Origin of the sequence: Nostoc cf. commune SO-36 (assembly GCF_023734775.1) — a bacterium.
In the GTDB taxonomy this organism is placed as follows: Bacteria; Cyanobacteriota; Cyanobacteriia; order Cyanobacteriales; family Nostocaceae; genus Nostoc; species Nostoc commune_A.
Map to the genome: position 1 here is coordinate 3734790 of NZ_AP025732.1, position 19866 is coordinate 3754655.

20 protein-coding genes and 5 pseudogenes are annotated in these 19866 nt (G+C 42.6%); 12 read left to right on the top strand and 13 right to left on the bottom strand.

All coding sequences use genetic code 11. The features are described 5' to 3' along the window. Positions 1-7: 7 nt before the first annotated feature. The gene (locus ANSO36C_RS16785) at positions 8-361 is read left to right on the top strand and encodes an STAS domain-containing protein (protein WP_251955457.1); all 354 of its coding nucleotides are present in this window, start codon (positions 8-10) and stop codon (positions 359-361) included. Between the two features lie 144 nt (positions 362-505). On the opposite strand, the gene ANSO36C_RS16790 is transcribed toward ANSO36C_RS16785, so the two are convergent. The 3 genes from ANSO36C_RS16790 to rpsF all read right to left on the bottom strand — a co-directional run bounded on the left by ANSO36C_RS16790 (position 506) and on the right by rpsF (position 1991). Continuing rightward, positions 506-688, bottom strand: a complete 183-nt coding sequence (locus ANSO36C_RS16790) for a hypothetical protein (protein WP_251955458.1) — start codon at positions 686-688, stop codon at positions 506-508. A gap of 150 nt (positions 689-838) precedes the next feature. After that, on the bottom strand, positions 839-1399 hold the full coding sequence (locus tag ANSO36C_RS16795) for an Npun_F5560 family protein (protein WP_251955459.1): 561 nt from the start codon (positions 1397-1399) through the stop codon (positions 839-841). Positions 1400-1634: 235 nt separating this feature from the next. Beyond that, positions 1635-1991: a 30S ribosomal protein S6 gene (gene rpsF, locus ANSO36C_RS16800; RefSeq protein ID WP_251955460.1), complete on the bottom strand. Its 357-nt coding sequence runs from the start codon at positions 1989-1991 to the stop codon at positions 1635-1637. Between the two features lie 372 nt (positions 1992-2363). On the opposite strand from rpsF, the gene ANSO36C_RS16805 reads away from it, so the two are divergent. Further along, complete coding sequence (locus tag ANSO36C_RS16805; protein WP_251955461.1) at positions 2364-3137, top strand: fumarylacetoacetate hydrolase family protein; 774 nt, start codon at positions 2364-2366, stop codon at positions 3135-3137. Positions 3138-3140: 3 nt separating this feature from the next. Here the strand turns inward: ANSO36C_RS16805 and ANSO36C_RS16810 are convergent, their stop codons facing one another. After that, the gene (locus ANSO36C_RS16810) at positions 3141-3617 is read right to left on the bottom strand and encodes a Tic20 family protein (RefSeq protein WP_251955462.1); all 477 of its coding nucleotides are present in this window, start codon (positions 3615-3617) and stop codon (positions 3141-3143) included. A gap of 81 nt (positions 3618-3698) precedes the next feature. After that, the gene (locus tag ANSO36C_RS16815) at positions 3699-3896 is read right to left on the bottom strand and encodes a hypothetical protein (RefSeq protein ID WP_251955463.1); all 198 of its coding nucleotides are present in this window, start codon (positions 3894-3896) and stop codon (positions 3699-3701) included. A gap of 586 nt (positions 3897-4482) precedes the next feature. Between ANSO36C_RS16815 and ANSO36C_RS35290 the strand changes: the two are divergent. The 3 genes and pseudogenes from ANSO36C_RS35290 to ANSO36C_RS16825 all read left to right on the top strand — a co-directional run. Further along, positions 4483-4831, top strand: a pseudogene (locus ANSO36C_RS35290) (hypothetical protein); the annotation flags it as partial. Positions 4832-5328: 497 nt separating this feature from the next. Beyond that, positions 5329-7653: a hypothetical protein gene (locus ANSO36C_RS16820; protein ID WP_458368252.1), complete on the top strand. Its 2325-nt coding sequence runs from the start codon at positions 5329-5331 to the stop codon at positions 7651-7653. 223 nt (positions 7654-7876) lie between these two features. After that, positions 7877-7987, top strand: coding sequence for a photosystem I reaction center subunit VIII (locus tag ANSO36C_RS16825; protein WP_251955465.1), 111 nt, complete (start codon positions 7877-7879; stop codon positions 7985-7987). Between the two features lie 250 nt (positions 7988-8237). On the opposite strand, the gene ANSO36C_RS16830 is transcribed toward ANSO36C_RS16825, so the two are convergent. The 6 genes and pseudogenes from ANSO36C_RS16830 to ANSO36C_RS16855 form a co-directional block, all read right to left on the bottom strand. Then, positions 8238-8357 carry a photosystem II reaction center protein J gene (locus ANSO36C_RS16830; protein WP_012411803.1) on the bottom strand — a complete coding sequence of 40 codons (120 nt, stop codon included), beginning with the start codon at positions 8355-8357 and terminating at the stop codon, positions 8238-8240. A gap of 70 nt (positions 8358-8427) precedes the next feature. Continuing rightward, positions 8428-8550 (bottom strand): photosystem II reaction center protein L, encoded by a 123-nt coding sequence (locus ANSO36C_RS16835; protein ID WP_012411802.1) that lies wholly within the window; start codon positions 8548-8550, stop codon positions 8428-8430. An 8-nt stretch (positions 8551-8558) separates the two neighbouring features. Continuing rightward, positions 8559-8696 carry a cytochrome b559 subunit beta gene (gene psbF, locus ANSO36C_RS16840; RefSeq protein WP_012411801.1) on the bottom strand — a complete coding sequence of 46 codons (138 nt, stop codon included), beginning with the start codon at positions 8694-8696 and terminating at the stop codon, positions 8559-8561. Between the two features lie 9 nt (positions 8697-8705). Beyond that, positions 8706-8954 carry a cytochrome b559 subunit alpha gene (psbE, locus tag ANSO36C_RS16845; protein ID WP_094348030.1) on the bottom strand — a complete coding sequence of 83 codons (249 nt, stop codon included), beginning with the start codon at positions 8952-8954 and terminating at the stop codon, positions 8706-8708. A 179-nt stretch (positions 8955-9133) separates the two neighbouring features. Beyond that, positions 9134-10153 carry a photosynthesis system II assembly factor Ycf48 gene (locus tag ANSO36C_RS16850; protein WP_251955466.1) on the bottom strand — a complete coding sequence of 340 codons (1020 nt, stop codon included), beginning with the start codon at positions 10151-10153 and terminating at the stop codon, positions 9134-9136. A gap of 197 nt (positions 10154-10350) precedes the next feature. Further along, positions 10351-10687: pseudogene (locus ANSO36C_RS16855) on the bottom strand (rubredoxin). 323 nt (positions 10688-11010) lie between these two features. Between ANSO36C_RS16855 and ndhC the strand changes: the two are divergent. The 6 genes and pseudogenes from ndhC (at position 11011) to ANSO36C_RS16885 (ending at position 16477) form a co-directional block, all read left to right on the top strand. Next, a complete protein-coding gene (gene ndhC, locus ANSO36C_RS16860; protein ID WP_251955467.1) occupies positions 11011-11373 on the top strand; it encodes a photosynthetic/respiratory NAD(P)H-quinone oxidoreductase subunit C in 363 nt (120 codons plus the stop codon). Next, entirely contained in the window at positions 11364-12101 is a 738-nt protein-coding gene (gene ndhK, locus ANSO36C_RS16865) for a photosynthetic/respiratory NAD(P)H-quinone oxidoreductase subunit K (RefSeq protein WP_251955468.1), read from the top strand. Before ndhC ends, ndhK begins: the two co-directional genes overlap by 10 nt. Continuing rightward, entirely contained in the window at positions 12094-12624 is a 531-nt protein-coding gene (locus ANSO36C_RS16870) for an NAD(P)H-quinone oxidoreductase subunit J (protein WP_251955469.1), read from the top strand. Before ndhK ends, ANSO36C_RS16870 begins: the two co-directional genes overlap by 8 nt. Before the next feature lie 561 nt (positions 12625-13185). Further along, positions 13186-13783: pseudogene (locus ANSO36C_RS16875) on the top strand (cytochrome b/b6 domain-containing protein). 57 nt (positions 13784-13840) lie between these two features. Next, a pseudogene (locus ANSO36C_RS16880) lies at positions 13841-15273 on the top strand (bifunctional orotidine-5'-phosphate decarboxylase/orotate phosphoribosyltransferase). Between the two features lie 118 nt (positions 15274-15391). Continuing rightward, positions 15392-16477, top strand: coding sequence for an AI-2E family transporter (locus ANSO36C_RS16885; protein WP_251955470.1), 1086 nt, complete (start codon positions 15392-15394; stop codon positions 16475-16477). Between the two features lie 290 nt (positions 16478-16767). On the opposite strand, the pseudogene ANSO36C_RS16890 reads toward ANSO36C_RS16885, so the two are convergent. Next, a pseudogene (locus ANSO36C_RS16890) lies at positions 16768-19228 on the bottom strand (ATP-dependent Clp protease ATP-binding subunit). Then, entirely contained in the window at positions 19221-19457 is a 237-nt protein-coding gene (locus ANSO36C_RS16895; RefSeq protein ID WP_251955471.1) for a hypothetical protein, read from the bottom strand. Before ANSO36C_RS16895 ends, ANSO36C_RS16890 begins: the two are co-directional and overlap by 8 nt. 72 nt (positions 19458-19529) lie before the next feature. On the opposite strand from ANSO36C_RS16895, the gene ANSO36C_RS16900 reads away from it, so the two are divergent. Then, positions 19530-19826, top strand: coding sequence for a DUF3288 family protein (locus tag ANSO36C_RS16900; RefSeq protein WP_251955472.1), 297 nt, complete (start codon positions 19530-19532; stop codon positions 19824-19826). Positions 19827-19866: the final 40 nt, after the last annotated feature.

Sequence of the window (19866 nt, forward strand, 5' to 3'; positions counted from 1 at the left end):
TAAATTTATGGCTTTCACACAAGAACTTCAAGTGATTTTGTTTAAACCCCAAGGAATCATAGATTTGCAAGGCGGTAAAGCTTTAAGTGAGCAGATGACTGCGATCGCCCCCCAACCTCATCAACTGTGGGTTATCGATTTAGCAGAAGTAAATTTTATGGACAGTTCTGGGTTAGTTCCTTTAGTAAAAGCTTTAAAAGCTGCACGTCAAAGTGGTTGCCGCTTGGTTCTATGCAACGTACAAGCTCCTGTACGGTTAATTTTAGAACTTACCCAACTAGATACAGTATTTGAAATTTTTCAAACCTACCAAGACATTTTCACTACCGACAAAAACAACAGTCTGGTGCTAGCAGGCTAGTTAATAAATCTACCTTTAGAAGGATGGTGGAGTCAAGCAATATTTGCATTTTTTCACATTCTCTTAAGATAACAGTTTGGTGCTAGCAGACTGATTGTCTTTTTTGTTTAGAGAAAAATGTTCAGAAAAACTGATGGTTTTTAACTAGGTAGCATTTACGGTAGATGAATGTGCTTGTTGAAAACCATCTACAATAAAGCGATAAAGTAAAAAATGACCAAAATTGTGATAATTTCCAGCCTTTTGAATCTCATCGGCTGGCTTTTTGTCGTGGGAGATGCCAATAGCTAATTGTTCTACATAGTCAGATGTAATGCAAGGAAGCAAGAGGTAAGAAAGGTCACAATATTAGCGTTATCAGCGTTTGCGTTATTTCTAACTCTATAGTTATTTTTGCTTTGATGTACTACTTGGATGTCTCCAAGATCCTTTGCCACACCAATTTCTTACCTCTTAGATTCCACCAGAATGATAACTTTAGGCATTCTGGGGAGTCGAAATATTAGTTTCTTCGGATGTTGGGCGGGGAAAATTTGGCAAATCAATCCCGCCGTGACTAGCATTGCGAGTTTTGAGTGCTAAACGGTAACTCACACTTTGCAGTTCTGCTTGTAATTGGCGGTTTTCTCGTTGTAGCATTGCTACTTTTTCTCTCACTGGTGTCATCCGTTCCTCAAACTTCCGGCGGTAAATTTGAGGCAGTTCTTGTACTACTTGCTCCAACATCCGAGTGCGATCGGTGAGTTCTTGAACTGACTGTCGCAATTGGTAGATTTCGGAGTCACGAGTTGTAATTTGCTCTTGGTAGAACGCCACCTGCTGCTCTACAGCTTGGAGTTGTTCTTGTAAAGCGTGTAACTGGCTTAGATCGCGCTCAGGCTCCGGCTGCTGGGGCATAAAACTAGTATTACCCTTTACCAGCCGGAAGAGTTCTTGAGATAGCTGTTGCACTAATTGATCGCGAAGTTGCAACTCTTGGCGCAGTTGCGATACTTCCGTAGAGAGAACTTGAATATTAGGTGTATCAGATTGGCTCACAGTAGCTTAAAGCTCCCATTCAGAATCTTGTCCACTCTTAGGTATAACTGCGGGAGTACTACCTTTGGCAAGTATTTGTTAATTTAGCATTCCCAAATAAGCCACGAGATCAGAAAAAGACAAAATTTTATTGAATGGGATTGGGAAAGGTAGGGCCGCCTTGGGGTAATGGGGATTGGGGATTGGGGATTAATTATTTCTCCCTTATCTCCCTCATCTCCCTATTGCTGATTCCTTACGCTGTTGTAGTTGCAGCTACTTTAGTGGGCCTTTCCTTTTCCTCTTTAGGGGGTTTTTCCTCTCCAATTTCTTGCTTAACTGTCAAATAACGGATCACTTCTTCACTCAAGCGCATGGCACGTTCAAAAGGAGCGATCGCAGTTGCAGGCGCAGTATAGTTTAACTGGATGTAAATGCCATCGCGGTGTTTTTTGATTTCATAAGCCAGACGACGCTTACCACGATTTTGAATTTGCATATCCTCAGCGCCTTGATCGCGAAGCAAATTCTGATATTTAGTAATTGCTTGCTCTACCTGTTCCTCTCCCAGATCAGGACGGAGGATGTACATTGTTTCGTAATTTGTAGTCATATTTTTCAGTTTCCTCATGGACAAAAGTGGCTGCCGATGTTAATTTATACCTCTTTTTTATTGAAAATGTCAGTATTGATTAACATCTGAAGCAACAAGGAACTATAATCTTACCAGTTTTCTATTTGAATCATTAGCCAAACCGCCGAAGTTTGGATTTTTAGGATGTCCATAATGAAAACTAGGTCGGGAGGCAACTCTGATATTTCTTTAGCAAGATTGATCTAACTATCAGCTTCGCCAAGGGGTATCTTTCTCTAAGGGTATCTATAGCTTTTGCTCAAGACTCAATCGGTTTGCTAAAGAGCTAACTGAGGATTGCTACCCACTCACAGCAACGAAAAAGCAGATAAAAGGATATTCATCAAGGTTATGGCGCAGCGCTATGTGCGAATTCAAAATCAAGAAGGACAGATTTACTATGGCTTACTACAGCTATCCCTTAATGTACAGGTGCTAGATGCTCCGCCCTGGTTACATGGACAACCCACTGATTTAACTTTGACACCAGAAAATTACCAAATTTTGGCTCCTTGCGCCCCCTCAAAAATTGTGGCGGTGGGTAAGAATTACGCAGATCATGCAGCCGAAATGGGAACTTCAGTACCTTCTGAGCCACTGATATTTTTTAAGCCACCCACGTCGATTATTCCATCTGAGAGTCAAATTAAGTATCCTCCCCAGTCACAAAGAGTTGACTACGAAGGAGAGCTAGCATTAGTGATTGGCGATTATGCCTTTGAATGTACACCAGAGGTAGCTCAAACCAAAATTTGGGGCTACACCATCGCCAATGACGTAACAGCGCGGGATTTACAAAAACGCGATGCTCAATGGACACGAGCTAAAGGTTTTGATACTTTCTGTCCCTTGGGGCCTTGGATTGTGCGGGAATTAAATCCAGGAGCGAGATTGCAGACTTTTTTAAATGACGACGTTAATCCAGTCCAATCTGCCTGTATCGATCAAATGGTGTTTTCCCCTGATGTTTTAGTTTCCTATATCAGTCAGGTGATGACATTATTACCAGGTGATTTGGTGCTGACAGGTACACCACAGGGTGTCAATCCATTGCATCCAGGCGATCGCGTCCGCGTCGAAATTGAAGGTATTGGTCGCCTGGAAAACACCGTAGCATTCCGTTAACTTCTAACGCACCTGCATATACACGGCATCGGAAACCGCCGGAATTTCCGCATAGCGTCCGATTGCAGACTGGATGACTGAATATACGGCTGCTCCTACTATGCCAATAAAAATGGTTGTGGACAGGGTTTGAATTGCAAAACCACCAGATGGAACTAGCCCTACAACATCAGTCAGGATGCCAAACAAGAAAATAATTATATCCAAAAGGATTGCTTGCATAGTGTTGAAACGAATAAAGTGACTAATTTTTTCGTTTCTCACTACTAACAAAAATAAAGCAAAGAAAATAATCATTCCTGCATAACGCACGCCATAGTAAATATTTAACAATGGTATAAGCGGCAGAAACAGCACTTGTAGTGGTGGAAACTCTGTGAGTAAGTATCTACCAAATACAAAAACCTCAACGAGAGGAAGCAAATAAGGCAAGGAAGCAAAAATCCGATCTGAAACTGTTGTAGACCCACGCCAAGACATTATGCGTTCTCCTGTGGTTAAATTTCTATAGTTACTTGAGCCTAGGATAACGCAGTTGCTTGGTCTTGCTGAGAAATTCAACTATTCTATATGGGCGATGCGAAAGCCCATCATGCACTCATACTGGTCTGGCTGCTGTTGAGTAAGTTTGCGAATGGCTTGACCACAACGCAGTTGACCCGCACGCCAACGGGGTTGACCGGTTCCGTCAGCGAGTAAACAAGATTGGCAAACTTGCCCAGGGGCAAGAATTTGATCTTCCATTAAAATGACTAGCATCGAATCCTCCTGTAAATCCTCCTTTTCACACACATTTCACTCAGGGGAGGACACGCTTTGTAGCGGTTCGAGCCGCTTCAGGTAGATTGGATACGTAAGTGTTGTGATTTGCGATCGCGCTTTGCACCCAGAGTGAGCGATCGCAGAGGACACTTAAGAGCCACATCCTACCTTTTTGTAGCAAAAATGTGGGTAATTATGATTCAATAACAATTCTCAAGTGAATCTTAACTTATTCTACGTTGTGTCTATTGCAAATTGGAAAGTTAAGTAAAAAATAATACAAAAATATTTGCATTAGGTTGAGCAAAGGCAACTAACGAGATCGATTACATATCTGTTAATTTAGCACTGGAGTTTGTCAAACTTAATATTCAGAAAATAACAAAAGCTTTACGCACAAGCAATAGGGCAACCCGTTGAAATTTCCTTGACATGACTAGTTAAAGTGAGAAAAGTCAAGTAAGTAAAACTTAGTTAACTTGATAGCTATTTAAGTGAGGCATTTACAAAATACTGAGGTAAACTTGCAAGCAAGTTAATCACAATATTATTCAGCGGCTCGTCGGTCTGGGCATCACTCACAATGGAACACTGGCAATTTCTGATACAAAAACAAGGCGATCGCTCGTGGCATGTCCTAGAATCGCCAAATTTGGAAATTTTGGAAGGACATTATAGAGTTTTGGCTCGTTCTAACCTTCCTAACACAGATGTGGAAGTACGGGTAACTCACTCTTCAACCGAGGAAGTTCAACCAATGCGGCGAATTTTTAAGCGATCGCGTCGTACTAACTCAGAAGGCTTAATGGCGGTAATTCCTTTTACCTACTTCCAGGCGGGTGTGTGGGAGTTGCGCTGTTCCGGCGATTTAATGGCGGAGCTGCTCGGTAAATCTTGGCAATACAGAGTGCAGCTGCAAGTCTTTTCACAAGTGGGAGAGGGGAAGAATGTAGAATCAAATTCACCCGCCCTAGCAGAATCGACAATTACCTTAGATAATGCGATCGCTGTTTCCACAGAATTGGCAACTATTACAGACAGCAACCCTGTCACCATTGTTCTGCCAGATGAAGGCAACTTAGAATACACTGCTCCAACAGAATCGACAATTACCTTAGATGATGCGATCACTGTTTCCGCAGAATTGACAACTACTACTGACAGCAGCTCTGCCACCATTGTTGTGCCAGATGAAGGTAACTTAGAATACACTGCTCCAGCAGAACCGACAATTAACTTAGATAATGCGATCGCTGTTTCCACAGAATTGGCAGCTACTACAGACAGCAAGCCTGTCACCATTGTTGTGCCAGATGAAGGCAACTTAGAATACACTGCTCCAACAGAACCGACAATTACCTTAGATGATGCGATCGCTGTTTCCACAGAATTGGCAACTATTAGAGACAGCAATCCTGTCACCATTGTTGTGCCAGATGAAGGCAACTTAGAATACATTGCTCCAACAGAATCGACAATTACCTTAGATGATGCGATCGCTGTTTCCGCAGAACTGGCAACTAATACTATTCTGCTAAATGAAACGGAAGAGAATATCGTTATCGATGAGCCGGTGAGTCCTGTGTGGCTCAAAGGCGAGACGGCAGAGCAGATTTTACAAAATTTAATAGATTTAGATTTACCCACTTCTGAACCTTTATCCAAAAATGAAAAGGTTACAGATTCTCCAGCAACACAACTACTGCCACCGTTACTGCTAACTTTAGGTCAGGATACTTACATTGCCCGTTGGGGACAACCTCTGACAATCAACGGACAAATAGAACTCAAAGAAAAGATAAATTTAGATCAGGCTGAAACATTATCCTCAAAAAGCCTACGGGCGCTTGAACTAGAAATTGAACTGCGATCGCCCAATAACTCGAAAATTTTGACCCAGGTACGGCAACCTTTACCAGATCAACAGTTACCCTTCACCATCAATACCTCAATTGATATTCCTGCTGACTGTGAATCCAAATTAATTTTGGCAGATATCAGTTTGTATGGTAGATCCAACGATAATAGTGAAATCATGCGGTTAGCCAGCCAGTCTTTCACCATTACAGCAGATGTAACGCAATTACTGGCAATCACAGCCGCAGCAAAACCTAGTACATCGTTAAATGACTCGATAGCACCATCAGACTCATCTGCTGCTTTGGCAGAAGCAGAAGCACCTGTTAGGCTCGACTTGAAACTATTCAATCTGATCAATATTCCAAAAACAGAGCAGCCTCAGACACTCGATCCATCCCCAAATACATCCCTACCAGCGCAAATTAACCTGCAAGTTCTGCGAGAAACTACTCTACGGACAACATCTAAGCTAAAGAATTCAGGCACTTCGCCTCAATTGCCTCAATTGCCAAAATTACCTCCTGTTCAAATCGATGCCAACACTCCCACAGATGTTGTTACAGAACCCCCTGCACAGGAAGAACTTCTAGAAAAGGATGTTACTATCACTGTGATCAATTTGAAGCAGTTGGTCATCAGGCAACGTCGAATGCCAATACTCGACACTACTTTGCCATATTTAAAACGGCTACAAGCTTTACCAGGTGATGCAGAAGAAGTAAAAAACTCAGATGCATTGGAAATTAAAGCAGCTGAAGACTTCCCGCAGTTGGATGAAATTGTAGCGGTAGATGAAAATACGCCTGAATTAATAGTAGGCGATGCACAATTCCAGGAAGAATCTGGTGCGGAAATAGAAGCCCAGCAAAATGCACAATTCCAAGAAGAATCTGTTGCCGAAATAGAAGCCCAGCAAAATGCACAATTCCAGGAAGAATCTGTTGTTGAAATAGAAACCCAGCAAAATCCACAATTCATTACAACAGGCAATCTTTACTCATCTCCTCTGCTCAGGAAGTGGATGCAGAGCCAAGGCTACTCTTTGCCTGAATCTATCAATGATCTGCAACGTCAAGATTACGATAACTATGTTCCAGCGCAGCTGATGCCCCTTTCTTTAGATGCAGAAACTGCGAATGTTGATATCAATTTGCCGTTAAACCTAGATGTCAACACGGATACGTTACACGAACAAGATACATGGCAAGAAATCCAAAGGTTAGCTTCTCATCTGGACGACTTGGGGGAAGATGTAGATACAGCCAAGGAAGCGGATCTGGGGATAGAAGAAAATACGGAAATAGAAAAAGTATTAGAACCAACGCTATCATCGGCTCTGTCAAGGCAACTACCGCCCCCTCCTCCTCCGATAAAAATAAATATAGCTTCGGCTTGGTTGGCGCAAGAAATCGTTGTAGATGATACATATAGCGAACTGGAAGCCGATACAAAAAGGAGTTACCCCTTTGAAGAAGAGCAACCACTGTTAGATTTATCTGCTTCCTTGCCTAGAATTGCGGCAGCCATTGAGTCTTTACCAATTCCACAGTTGCATGTGCCAGAAGGTGAACTAATCGCTGGCAAGTCTGTAATGGTGCGCGTAGTATTGCCCGAAGTACCTCCGCAAGTTGTTGTCAAGTTATGGCTTGAAGATTATCAAACTCGCTGGTTACTAGATGGGCCTCATCTATTGACAGATTTACTACCTAATGTATCTGGAGGTTTGGAGGTAATAACGCAATTAAACATTCCCTTTGGCTGTTTGGAAATTCGCTTAGAAGCGATCGCACTTGATTTGACAACCCAACAGGAAAGTCACAAAGTCACAATAGTAAAGACTGTGGTTCCTCCAGACTTACCCAGCTTGCAGCTCGATGAACTCCTAGGTATGTAAATCGGGCATTGGGCATGGGGCATTGGGCATGGGGAAGAGGCAGAGGGGCAGTTCTTGCTGGGAGTAGAGGGGAGAGAGCTAATTTTATGTTCTCCCCCTTGCCCCCTACTTTTCCCACTCCCCATATTAGCTGTGTTAAAAATCTTTAGAATTTCAAAAATCTTGGCAGAATTTGCAGTAAGCTCATCTTGAATTGTAGTGTTATTTAGCAGGAACCTTTACTATGGCAGCTTCCTTTTTGCCTTCTATCTTAGTTCCCATCATTGGTTGGGTTGTACCAGCTGTGACCTTTGCGTTTTTCTTTTTATACATTGAAAGAGACGACATTGGTTGATCTAGTCATGGGTCATTAGTTATCAGTTATTTATTTGTAAATGACATAGACGTACCAGCGGCTACTCTTCTCCTGACGGAGACGCTACGCGAACGAGTTCTCCAACAGAGTACCCGCAGGGTAAGACAAATGACTAATGACCAAAATTAATACCGCCTATCTCATAGAGACAGGCGGTTTTTTTAACGTTGATTTCTCAACAAATGCTAGAAAATTTTGACTTATAGTGTTCGGTTCAAACTAACTAATGTTAAATCGAAGAACCGAGTCCGGCGTAGGCACCATAAAAGAAAATGCCCAGGACTGTAATTATACCTAAACCTGCGATCGTAGCGACGACCCACAGGGGAATTCTCCCACTTCCAGACACAGCTTCTCTCCTCCCTTAACAACTAATCAACACAGGTTCAACAAACAAAGACTAACAGCAGAACTTCCAGTTAGTTAAAGAAGTAACTGGAAAACAGAATTCCCAGAACGAAAACTAGTAGTAGTCCCAGGTATAGCGAAGTCCGGTTTAGTTCAACCGGTTGATTATTGGGATTAGGCGATCTTTCTACCATAATTGCTCCTAACGGTGAATAAATTGCATTGCGGCGATCGCGCCTAAAAAGAATACAGTTGGTACACCTAAAGTATGTACTGCCAGCCATCTAACGGTAAAAATTGGATAGGTAACTGGTTGATTGATGTTGTTTCCGCTAGTCATGATCTCAAACTACTTTCCAATAAATTCTTCAACTTGTTTTTTAGCTTCAAAACGGTTCTTCACAATGGGCACTTCCTGCCGCGCTGGTGTGAAATACTCGTTGGGGCGGGGTGTGCCAAAAGCATCATAAGCCAATCCAGTGCTGACAAATAGCCAACCAGCAATAAACAATGCCGGGATGGTGATGCTGTGAATTACCCAGTAACGAACGCTGGTAATGATGTCCGAAAACGGACGTTCTCCAGTGGTACCTGACATTTAGATTTCTGCCTTCACAAAGAATGTTATAGAGTTTATTATCCTACAAAGTTAAGAAAGAGTTACAAGTTGCAACGTTCTTCTCAGAAATTGTACGTTGGGCATGGGGCATTGGGCATTGGGCATGGGGCATTTGGAATTGCTTATTTCTCCCTCATCTCCCCACTCCCTCTTACTCACTAAGCTGCTTCTGAAGAAGTTGTTTCAGGGTTTGGTAAATATTTGAGCAATACGCCGCGATCGCCAATTATAAATCCTCGTTCTGGCTCTAAGAACACAATTTTATACAAATTAGCAGCAACTTCTTCTACTGCACGGTCTTTTTCCCAGGTTTTACCACCGTCGCCACTCCGTAGCAAATTACCGCTACCGCCACCTACCCAAATTTCATTGGGTGTGCGATATGCCAAATCCAATAGACCCCAACTGGTGGATAACTCTGGAAATTTTGCCTCTTGCCATTCTTCAGGTTTAGTTGGGTCACTAAACTGAACTTGACCTCCTCTAGCTAGCAACCACAATTGCCCATTGTCACCAAACCCATGTTTTTCTAACCGCCGAGAATTATTGCGGTTATGGGGAACCCAAGCATCTTGTCCCGGTTCCCAAGTCGAGTAGAAACTACCCTTAGCAGAAACCGCAATATATTTACCATCAGCAGAACGTTCTAAGTTACGCACCACACCGACTGCTGATTCCACCTGGGCTTTCCAGTTTTTGCCGCCGTCTGTGGTCTTATAAATGGCTCCGACATCAGTAGCCATTTCAGCTGTATTTTTTGCTACTGCCTTAACTGCGATCGGGCTACCTGGTAGCTTTTCGCTCAGGGGAATACGCGACCAAGAAGCACCTTCATCAGTAGTGTGCAGCACCAGTCCAGGCTCTCCGGCAATCCAGCCTTCTTTTCCTGCAAAACTTACTGAGTCAAAACGATACTTTTGCTCATCCAGTTGCAGTGTTATTGGTTTCCACGTATCACCACCGTCATTGGTTTCCAATAAGGTGGCATTACTACCTACTAAGTATCCATGCTCACGGTTATCAGTAAAAGCAATATCCAATAGATTCGAGTCTGTCGGCACAGAAATGACTTTCCAAGGGTTGTAACTAACAGAGGGCACTTTGCTACAACCTATGCACATGACGACTACTATCAACAAGGCAGCTATTCGTTGCCAACTTTTCACAAATGAATGCATCAGTATTTCTTAGTTATTTCTAAATTTTTGTAGGAGTCGTCAGTCAGGATGCTGCGCAATCCTGGGTTCTTCATTTTGAATTTTGGATTACGGCTTTTAAGCTAAAAAACATCTAATTTGCATAATCGAATTAAATATAACTCTTGTGGGATGGGCAACATGAGCGCCCAGCTTATGCAATTAAAATGTGGAACAGCTTACTGTAAGCCGTAGAGACTGATAAAAAACAAAAAGCCAAGAGCCAAAGCGCCAAAAATCAGGATATTTTTTTGGGTTGGTGTGAGGTTGTTGACACCTAAACCGTAACCGAGATTTTCTTTGAAGCCAGATGCAGTACCCGCAGGGCCGATGTTGGCAAAAGCGGTCTTCTTGGCACTACAAACTGGACAACGCCAATTTATGGGCAGTTCTGCAAATAGTGTCCCGGAAGGAATATCATGCGTGTTGTCTCCCTTCTCAGGTTTCGTAAACATAACCGCAGGCGCGACACTCGTAGTGGTCTAACACTGGAGTCTCAACAACTGGTTCGCTCATGGCTAGGGCCTCGCAGAGGAGAATTCTTAAATATACGTTAAAAATTATGACATAATTGTTAGGCTTTTCTATCACTACCAAAAACGAATCAAATACCTGAAGTGCGTCTGTTTCCCAGATTTCAGAAAAACCAAACAGATATAATGTAAAAGAAAGTTACGCAGTTAGGGGATGGGCATGGGGCATTGGGAATTGGGCATTGGGCATTGGATATTGGTTAAAAATCAATAGTTATTCTCCCCTGCTCCCTCATCTCCCTCATCTCCCCACTCCCCACTCCCTACTCCCTACTTAAAACACTCCATAAGCGGTAGATACTCATTGTGTTTGTCCTCAGCGGTTACGAGTACCTTCTAGGCTTCTTCATAGTCTGTAGCCTAGTTCCTGCCTTAGCGCTCTCAGCTTCCAAGCTCCTACGACCCAGTGGTTACAGCCCAGAACGGCACACCACTTATGAATCTGGCATGGAACCCATCGGGGGAGCCTGGATTCAGTTCAATATCCGCTACTACATGTTTGCTCTGGTCTTCGTCGTCTTTGATGTGGAGACTGTATTCTTGTATCCTTGGGCGGTAGCTTTCCACCGTTTGGGGCTATTGGCATTTATTGAAGCGCTAATCTTTATTGCAATTCTTGTAGTCGCTTTAGTTTACGCGTGGCGTAAAGGAGCTTTGGAATGGTCTTGAATTCTAATTTAACAACCCAGGGCAAAGAACGAATCATCAACCCCATTGAGCGGACTACAATCACTCAAGACCTTTCAGAAAACGTCATTCTGACGACGGTTGATGACCTCTACGACTGGGCGCGGCTTTCTAGTTTGTGGCCGTTGCTATTTGGTACTGCTTGCTGCTTTATTGAGTTTGCAGCTTTAATTGGCTCCCGATTTGACTTTGACCGTTTTGGGCTAATTCCCCGTTCTAGCCCCCGCCAAGCCGATTTAATTATTACGGCAGGGACTATTACGATGAAGATGGCTCCTCAACTGGTGCGTCTTTATGAACAAATGCCAGAGCCGAAGTATGTAATTGCGATGGGAGCTTGTACAATTACTGGTGGGATGTTCAGTGTTGATTCCCCCACGGCAGTGCGCGGAGTCGATAAACTGATTCCTGTGGATGTGTATTTGCCTGGTTGTCCTCCCCGTCCAGAAGCAATTATCGACGCAATTATTAAGCTGCGGAAGAAAATTTCCAATGAATCGATGCAAGAGCGGGATAAAATTAAGCAAACCCACCGCTACTACAGCACGACTCATAACCTGAAGCCAGTAGATGAAATCTTAACTGGTAAGTATTTGCAGTCAGAAACTCGCTATGCACCACCGAAGGAATTGACAGAAGCGATTGGTATGCCAATACCACCTGCACTGCTTACAGCAAAGGCTCAAAAGGAGGAACAAACCCGTGGCTGAAGAAGAATCTAAACCAGTACCAGCAGCCAAAGAAGAGGCATTGGTACAAGCGGGTAAAATTTCCCAGTGGTTAACGGAAAATGGCTTTGACCATGAGTTTTTAGCACCGGATAAGAATGGTGTAGAGATAATTAAGGTGGGGGCAGATTTCTTGCTTCCTACCGCTACAGCCCTTTATGCCTACGGGTTTAATTATCTCCAGTGTCAAGGTGGTATTGACCTTGGCCCAGGACAAGAATTGGTGAGTATGTATCACTTGATTAAAGTCGGTGATAATAGCGATCGCCCCGAAGAAGTTCGAGTTAAAGTGTTCTTACCACGGGAAAACCCCGTAGTGCCTTCTGTGTACTGGATTTGGAAGACCGCAGATTGGCAAGAGCGCGAGTCTTACGATATGTTCGGCATTATCTACGAAGGACACCCAAATCTCAAACGGCTTTTGATGCCGGAAGATTGGATAGGTTGGCCTTTGCGGAAGGATTACATCTCGCCTGATTTCTACGAGTTGCAAGACGCTTATTAGAGATTGCTGAATAGAGACGCGATTCATCGCGTCTGTACAATTTAGTACTGAGTTTCGGCAGTGATTAACCCCTTTCCGGTGGCGGAGAGGGGTTATGTTTTTGGTATTTTCCACAGGTTCAGGAATAGCCCACGATCGCGTGCGTGAAAGACATTGTAAAAAGCAGAATCTGAAGTGATCGCCATCAAACATCACGACCAAATCTGTCACAATATTACTCTAATAACCAGCCAAAAACAGATGCCACGCTCAAATTTAACTCATTAGCAAAAGATCGAACAGGAAATTTTTGCTGTGGTTCATCAAATACTTCTGGTTTCTTAGAAGAGGGATTAGCAGCATACCCAACAGCCTGTTGTAGACATCACACAATTTTGACAATTTAGCTTAGAACAACCTTAGCTACACCGAAACTGACATTTAAAACAGCAGATGGTAGACCATCAATGTCAGAATACTGAGTTATGGGATGGGAAAATAAAGGTGAGTAATTCCCACCTCCGAATTTGCTGGACTATTTACCCAAGACAGATAAACAACAAATTTTATCAGTCAAAATCTATGACTTTGACCCCCTCTCAAACTCGAAAGCTACCTACTCAAGCAATAGGAGCCAAAATTTTCCACTGGTGTAACATCATTAGTCCTATTTATCATGCTCACCAGTGGACTACAAATTTACAACGCCAACCCTGTTTTTGGCGGACGTGCAGGTTTGCACATTCCTCCGATATTTACTTTAGGAGGTTGGCTTGCAGGAGGTAGACACTGGCATTTTGCCGCAATGTGGCTATTTTCGCTCAATCTATTGTGGTATGGAATTTACATTTTAATTACCCGACGCTGGCGACATCGGTTTGTCGGTGCTAATGATCTCAAAGCATTACAAAAAAGTCAAAATTTCAAACGTCTAATTTACGCTTGGCATCGTATTGCCTATACAGCAATTATTCCTATTTTGCTGCTAGCGTTATTGACAGGAATTGGAATGTATAAACCTGCTCAATTTCCCTGGATTGTAGATATGTTTGGCAGTTGGCAAGCATTACGAATTGTTCACTTTGCCTCAGTGCCAATGGTTATCTTATTTGCAGTGATTCACTCTCGATTAGGGCAGAAAGCTGGAGGCACTGAACTCACAGACTCGATGTTTTACTAAACCAACTATTGAGAAAGTAGACACAAAGACTAATAACTCTTGTTGAAAACGAAAAATATGAACTTTTTTGATAAGTTGAATCGTAATATTTTACAAAATCAAAGCTTACTATTTGTTGGACTTGATCCAAATCCAGAAATGATGCCTGTGCGTTATGAATCTGAAGAACTAATTGCTGGTTTGGAGAAATGGTTACAATTCATTATTGCTGAAACTGCTGATTTCGTTTGTGCCTATAAACCGACAATTGGCTTTTATGAAGCATTAGGTATTCCAGGTTTAGAACTGCTGTATAAAACTTTAGCAGCCATTCCAGCGCACATCCCAATTATTTTAGATGCCAAACACAGTGACCTAAATACTAGTACCATCTTTGCCCGGACTGTGTTTTACAGAATGGCAAATGGATGCAATCACTCTCAGTCCCTATACAGGACAAGATCATGTAGCACCTTTTTTAGTCTATCAGGGTAAAGCGGTGTTTATTTTGTGCTGTACTTCTAATCCAGGTGCAGAAGCTTTACAGCAATATCCTACCAACGAATCACCCCTTTATTTACAAGTAGTAAAGAATCAAAAACCTGGGGAACTCCAGAACAATTGGGTTTGGAAGTGGGGACTATAAATCCTGAAGTTTTAGGCACTTATTCGAGCAGTTGCGCCCGGAACGAATTATTATGGCGCGTAGCATTTGGGCGGAGGGTCAAAACCTGAAGCAAATTTTAGAAGCCGGCTTGAATACTAATGGTGATGGTTTGCTGATTCCTGTTCCTCAAGATATGTTGGGAAACACACAATTATCTGAAGAAGTTCAGTCTTTACGTGCGGAAATTATCAATTAAAAACTGAAATTATTTCATGAAACTCCACCTGCTCTGTCTGGTTTTCTGATGTTTGTTTGTTAAATAAGCACCCCAACAAGATTTAATCTTACAACTTTATGACATTGACTGTATTATGTTTGGCAGCTTTGTCCAAGCATCAGGAGCTATATTTCCCTATTACATCGACTTACGCAAAATTATTCCAATCCCCAAGTTTTTAATCAAGTTCTCACAGCTTATGAGGACATTTTAAAGAATCTTACTTTTGACAGGTTAGCAGGTATTCCCTACGGTTCTTTACCGACTGCAACTGGTTTAGCTTTGCGTCTTCATTGTCCAATGATTTTCCCTCGTAAAGAGGTAAAGGCACACGGAACTAGAAGAGTAATTGAGGGTAACTTTCATCCCGGTGAAACAGTTGTGGTGGTTGACGATATTCTCATCAGCGGCAAAAGTGTCATGGAAGGGGCAGGAAAATTGGAATCAGCAGGATTAAATGTTAATGATATTGTGGTATTTATCGACCATGAACAAGGTGTGAGAGATAGGTTACAGCAAAATGGTTATTGCAGTCATGCGGTTTTAACTATTTCGGAAATTACTAATACTCTGTATCAAGCAGGGCGAATAAGTGAGGAGCAATTTTTAGCTTTTGCTGAAAGTTAGTAGTTGGAATAATGGGGAGTAGTGAATGGGAGAATATTTTTCTTGTCTACTTCCCTTGGGTATATTTAATTACCGGATTCAATCTAATAACTAGAATAATTTGGATTGTAAATTAATTATGAATTTTTCACTGAATCAGCTACTGAGATGGTTAATTTTTACGCTGCTATTTCCTCTAGTATTTCTCAATGGTTGGCTAGTATTTTTCTTAGTTAAAAACTTTCAACCTGTTGTGACAATTCTTGTCTTAGCTACTTTATTTGCATTCGTTTTAAACTATCCCGTTTCGATTATGCAACAGGGGGGAGTTAAACGCAGCTATGCAGTATCGTTAGTTTTTATATTAGCATTGGTAATTGTTGTTGCTCTGGGTATTACTTTAGTGCCTATTGTTTTAGAGCAATTTCATGAGATGGTTAATGTCCTTCCCCAATGGATTGATTCTAGCAAAGAAAAACTTCAGGTTTTAAATGATTGGTTTTTTAGGCACAAATTAAATGTGAATTTAAGTCAGTTATTAGCACAAATTACGGAAAAATTACCGAATGAGATAGAGTTTGTTTCAGATAAGCTTTTAAGCATTATCATAGATACGATTGATAGTATTTCTGAAGCATTAATCACAGTAGTGCTGACTTTTTATCTACTGTTAGATGGGCCAAGAATTTGGCAGGGAATATTTAAAAAGTTACCTGGGAATTTTGCTCAGAAGGTAAGCCAGTCTATTCAGCAAAACTTCCAAAATTTCTTGATTGGTCAGATAACGTTAGCTTTGCTGATGGGTGTTTCAATAACATTATTGTTTTTAAGTTTCCAAGTCCAGTTTGGTTTGCTTTTTGGTTTGGGAGTTGGACTTTTGAGCTTGATTCCCTTTGGTGATGTCGTTAGTCTTGTTGTAATCACTTTAATAATAGCGTCGCACGACTTTTGGCTAGCGGCGAAGGTTTTTGCAGTAGCTGTTGTCATTGACCAGTTAATTGATCAGGCGATCGCACCACGACTTTTAGGCAAATTTACTGGCATCAGACCAATATGGGTATTGATTGCTTTGCTTGTAGGAACCAATGCTGGCGGAGTCTTAGGTTTGCTAGTTGCAGTACCCATAGCTGGTTTTATCAAAGATGCCGCAGATGGTTTTAACTCTAGTTATGCTGAGAATCAAGAACCACCAGAGATATTAACTGAAGAATCAATACTGCCATAAACTTATTGCCACAACATTATCCAAATAGATATGTTTGAATCTCTCTCTTAGCGCAAAAGAGTTACAGCAATTACAGCATTCTAGCCAAGTTATACGCCAGACGATTGAGCAACTCAACTTTGATATTGTGAAAAATTTGGACAAAAAAAGCCCCCAGTATTTCTACTAGGGGTCGTAAATAATACCATTTCACTTAATGTTTGTCTGAGATGTCCCTGCGATCGCCTCTACTGATACAAGAGGCTAGAGTGTTTCTCAAATACTACAGCAAAAAGTGAGCGGGTATAAAATTAGCCAACATTTGCCAAGAGTAATTCTCGTTTTTCTGATTTTTTAACTCTCACTTGAGAGTCATCATCAACATCAACGAAGGCTGTGTCTCCATCTGTAATTTCGCCAGACAGCATTGCTTCAGCCAAAGAATCTTCTAAGAGGCGCATAATTGCCCGACGTAATGGTCTAGCACCATAACTAGGGTTGTAGCCTTCTCGTACCACAAGCTCTTTGAAGCGATCGCTAACTTCTAAGATAATTCCCTTTTCTGTCAACCGACCAGCAACTTCACGAAGCATAATCTCAGCAATTTGCTTAACTTCATCCCTAGAAAGTTGGGTGAATACGATAATTTCATCGAGACGGTTGAGGAATTCAGGACGGAAGTAAGCTTTCAATTCTTCATTTACCAAGGTGCGGATGCGGTTATAACTAGCGTCGGCTTGAGTGTCGAAGTCAAACCCTAAGCCACTACCACCTTTTTCAATCACCTTGGAACCGATGTTAGAAGTCAAAATGATCAGCGTGTTCTTGAAGTCCACTTTCCGGCCTTTGGCGTCCGTCAGCTGCCCGTCATCGAGGAGTTGCAGCAGGATGTTGAATACGTCGGGGTGCGCTTTTTCGATTTCGTCGAATAGCACGACCTGAATATGGTTTGCGCCGCACGGCCTCCGTCAGTTGTCCGCCTTCCTCGTAGCCGACATAACCCGGAGGCGACCCAATTAGCTTGGCGACGGTGTGGCTTTCCATGTATTCGGACATATCTAACCGAATCATGGAGTCTTCCGCACCGAAGAAGTAGGAAGCTAATGCTTTCGCTAATTCTGTTTTACCAACTCCAGTCGGGCCAGAGAAGATAAAGCTAGCAATGGGGCGATTGGGATTTTTCAAACCAACGCGGGCGCGACGGATACCGCGAGATACAGCTGTGACTGCTTGCTCTTGACCGATGAGCCGCTGATGCAGAGTGTCTTCTAGGTGTAGAAGCAATTCTGACTCAGATTCAGTTAGCTTGTTGACTGGTACGCCAGTCCAAGAGGCAACGATTTGGGCGATGTCTTCTTCGTCAACTACAGTCGAGTTGACAGGTTGCTCGGTTGGTGTGAAGGTTGCTTGCAGTTGTTCTGCAAGTTTTAATTCTTGGTCGCGCAGTTGTGTAGCTTTGTCAAAATCTTGAACTCTGACTGCTGCTTCTTTTTCTTTGGTAACGCCAGCGAGTTCACGCTTGAGTTCTTTGTTAGGAGAACTTTGAGAGTTCCGCAGACGAACGCGAGAACCAGCTTCATCAATCAAGTCTATTGCCTTATCTGGCAAGAAGCGATCGCTAATATAGCGGTCTGATAATTCTGCTGCTGCTACAAGTGCTGAATCCAAAATTGTGACTTTGTGATGCTGTTCATAAGCGCCGCGCAAGCCGTAAAGAATTTGTACGGTTTCTTCTACCGAGGGTTCCCCAACCTTAATCGGTTGGAAACGACGCTCTAGGGCGGCATCGCGCTCGATATGCTTACGATATTCATCGAGGGTAGTTGCGCCGATGCACTGGAGTTCACCCCGTGCTAAGGCAGGTTTGAGGATGTTGGCTGCATCCAACCCACCTTCTGTACCACCAGCGCCAACCAAGGTGTGAATTTCGTCAATCACCAAGATGATATTACCGACAGTGCGAACTTCTTCTACAACTTTTTTGATGCGTTCTTCAAAATCGCCACGGAAACGAGTTCCAGCTACCAATGACCCCATATCGAGGCTGATAACTTGCTTGTCCTGTAAGGTTTCGGGAACATCTTGGTTGATAATACGTTGAGCTAGACCTTCTGCGATCGCAGTTTTACCAACTCCTGGTTCTCCAATCAACACCGGGTTATTCTTGGTGCGGCGACCGAGAATTTGGATCGCCCGCTCAATTTCCTTCTCACGACCAACTACAGGGTCGAGTCTGCCTTCTTGGGCTAATTTGGTCAAATTTCTGCCAAATTCTTCCATAGTTAGCGGTTGAGTGCGCTTTTGACTACCACTACCACTACCAGCGAAAGCCGGTGCATTTTCACCCAAACGGCGAACTATGGCACTGCGGACAGCCTTGAAGTCAACCCCTAGATTTTGCAGTACTTTGGCGGCGACACCTTCACCAGCCTCGGTTAATCCTAAGAGTAAGTGTTCAGTGTTGATGTAATTTTGTCCTAGACTATGAGCTTCTTTAAACGATTGCTCGAAGAGGCTTTTTACTTTAGGAGTAAAAGGAATTTCTGGTGGTACAAAGCCAGAACCCCTACCAATAATTTTTTCTACCTCGCGACGTGCATCTTTGAGGATAACGCCTAATTCAGCTAGCACTTTAGCAGCAACCCCAGTTCCTTCTCCCATCAAACCCAGGAGAATTTGCTCAGTTCCTACGAAGTTATGTCCCAGGCGACGTGCTTCCTCCTGAGCTAACATAATTACTCTAATGGCTTCGGAAGTGAAGTGTTCAAACATAATGGGTTATTGCTCCCTCGCTGCTTGGACTTTGGGTGAGATAAAATTCACCCTCATCTAAAGTTTTTTGTATTTTCTTAAGGACTAATGTAACTTTATTTAAAGTTAAGTGGCAGTGGTGAGAGCCGTAAGACATCAGGTGTACTTGCCGTCTAGTATAAGTGCTGAGTGGAGTGCGGAGAAAGTCAGAAGTGGTAAAGTTGACAGTTAACTTTTCAGTATTTGACAATTTTATTTTGCCTGTCCTGTTTTCCACTGTCAGCTAAACTTAAAACTTAGGACTCAGCACTCAGGACTGACGATGACTGAAGCAACGGCTGGTAAAGATCAACAACATCCACTTTATAACCGCGATCGCCCCCTTATTGATATTTTACTCTCTCAAGAGGCGACAGACTATAATTTAGCAGAATTGGCTAGACTGCGAATGCGTTATCAAGGGTTTCCAGGGGCGAGAGATATCCAAAAAGACCTAGAGAAAGTCTTGCAACAGTGGGGTTTGACCGAAGCCGAGCTTTTTGAGAAAACTCGTAAAATTCATGATTTGGGGGGAATTTACAAAAGTCGCGGCAAGAAAGATGAACAAGATTGGAATTAGGGTACTCCAAGTAAAAAAATGCTCAATTGTCATTGCGAGC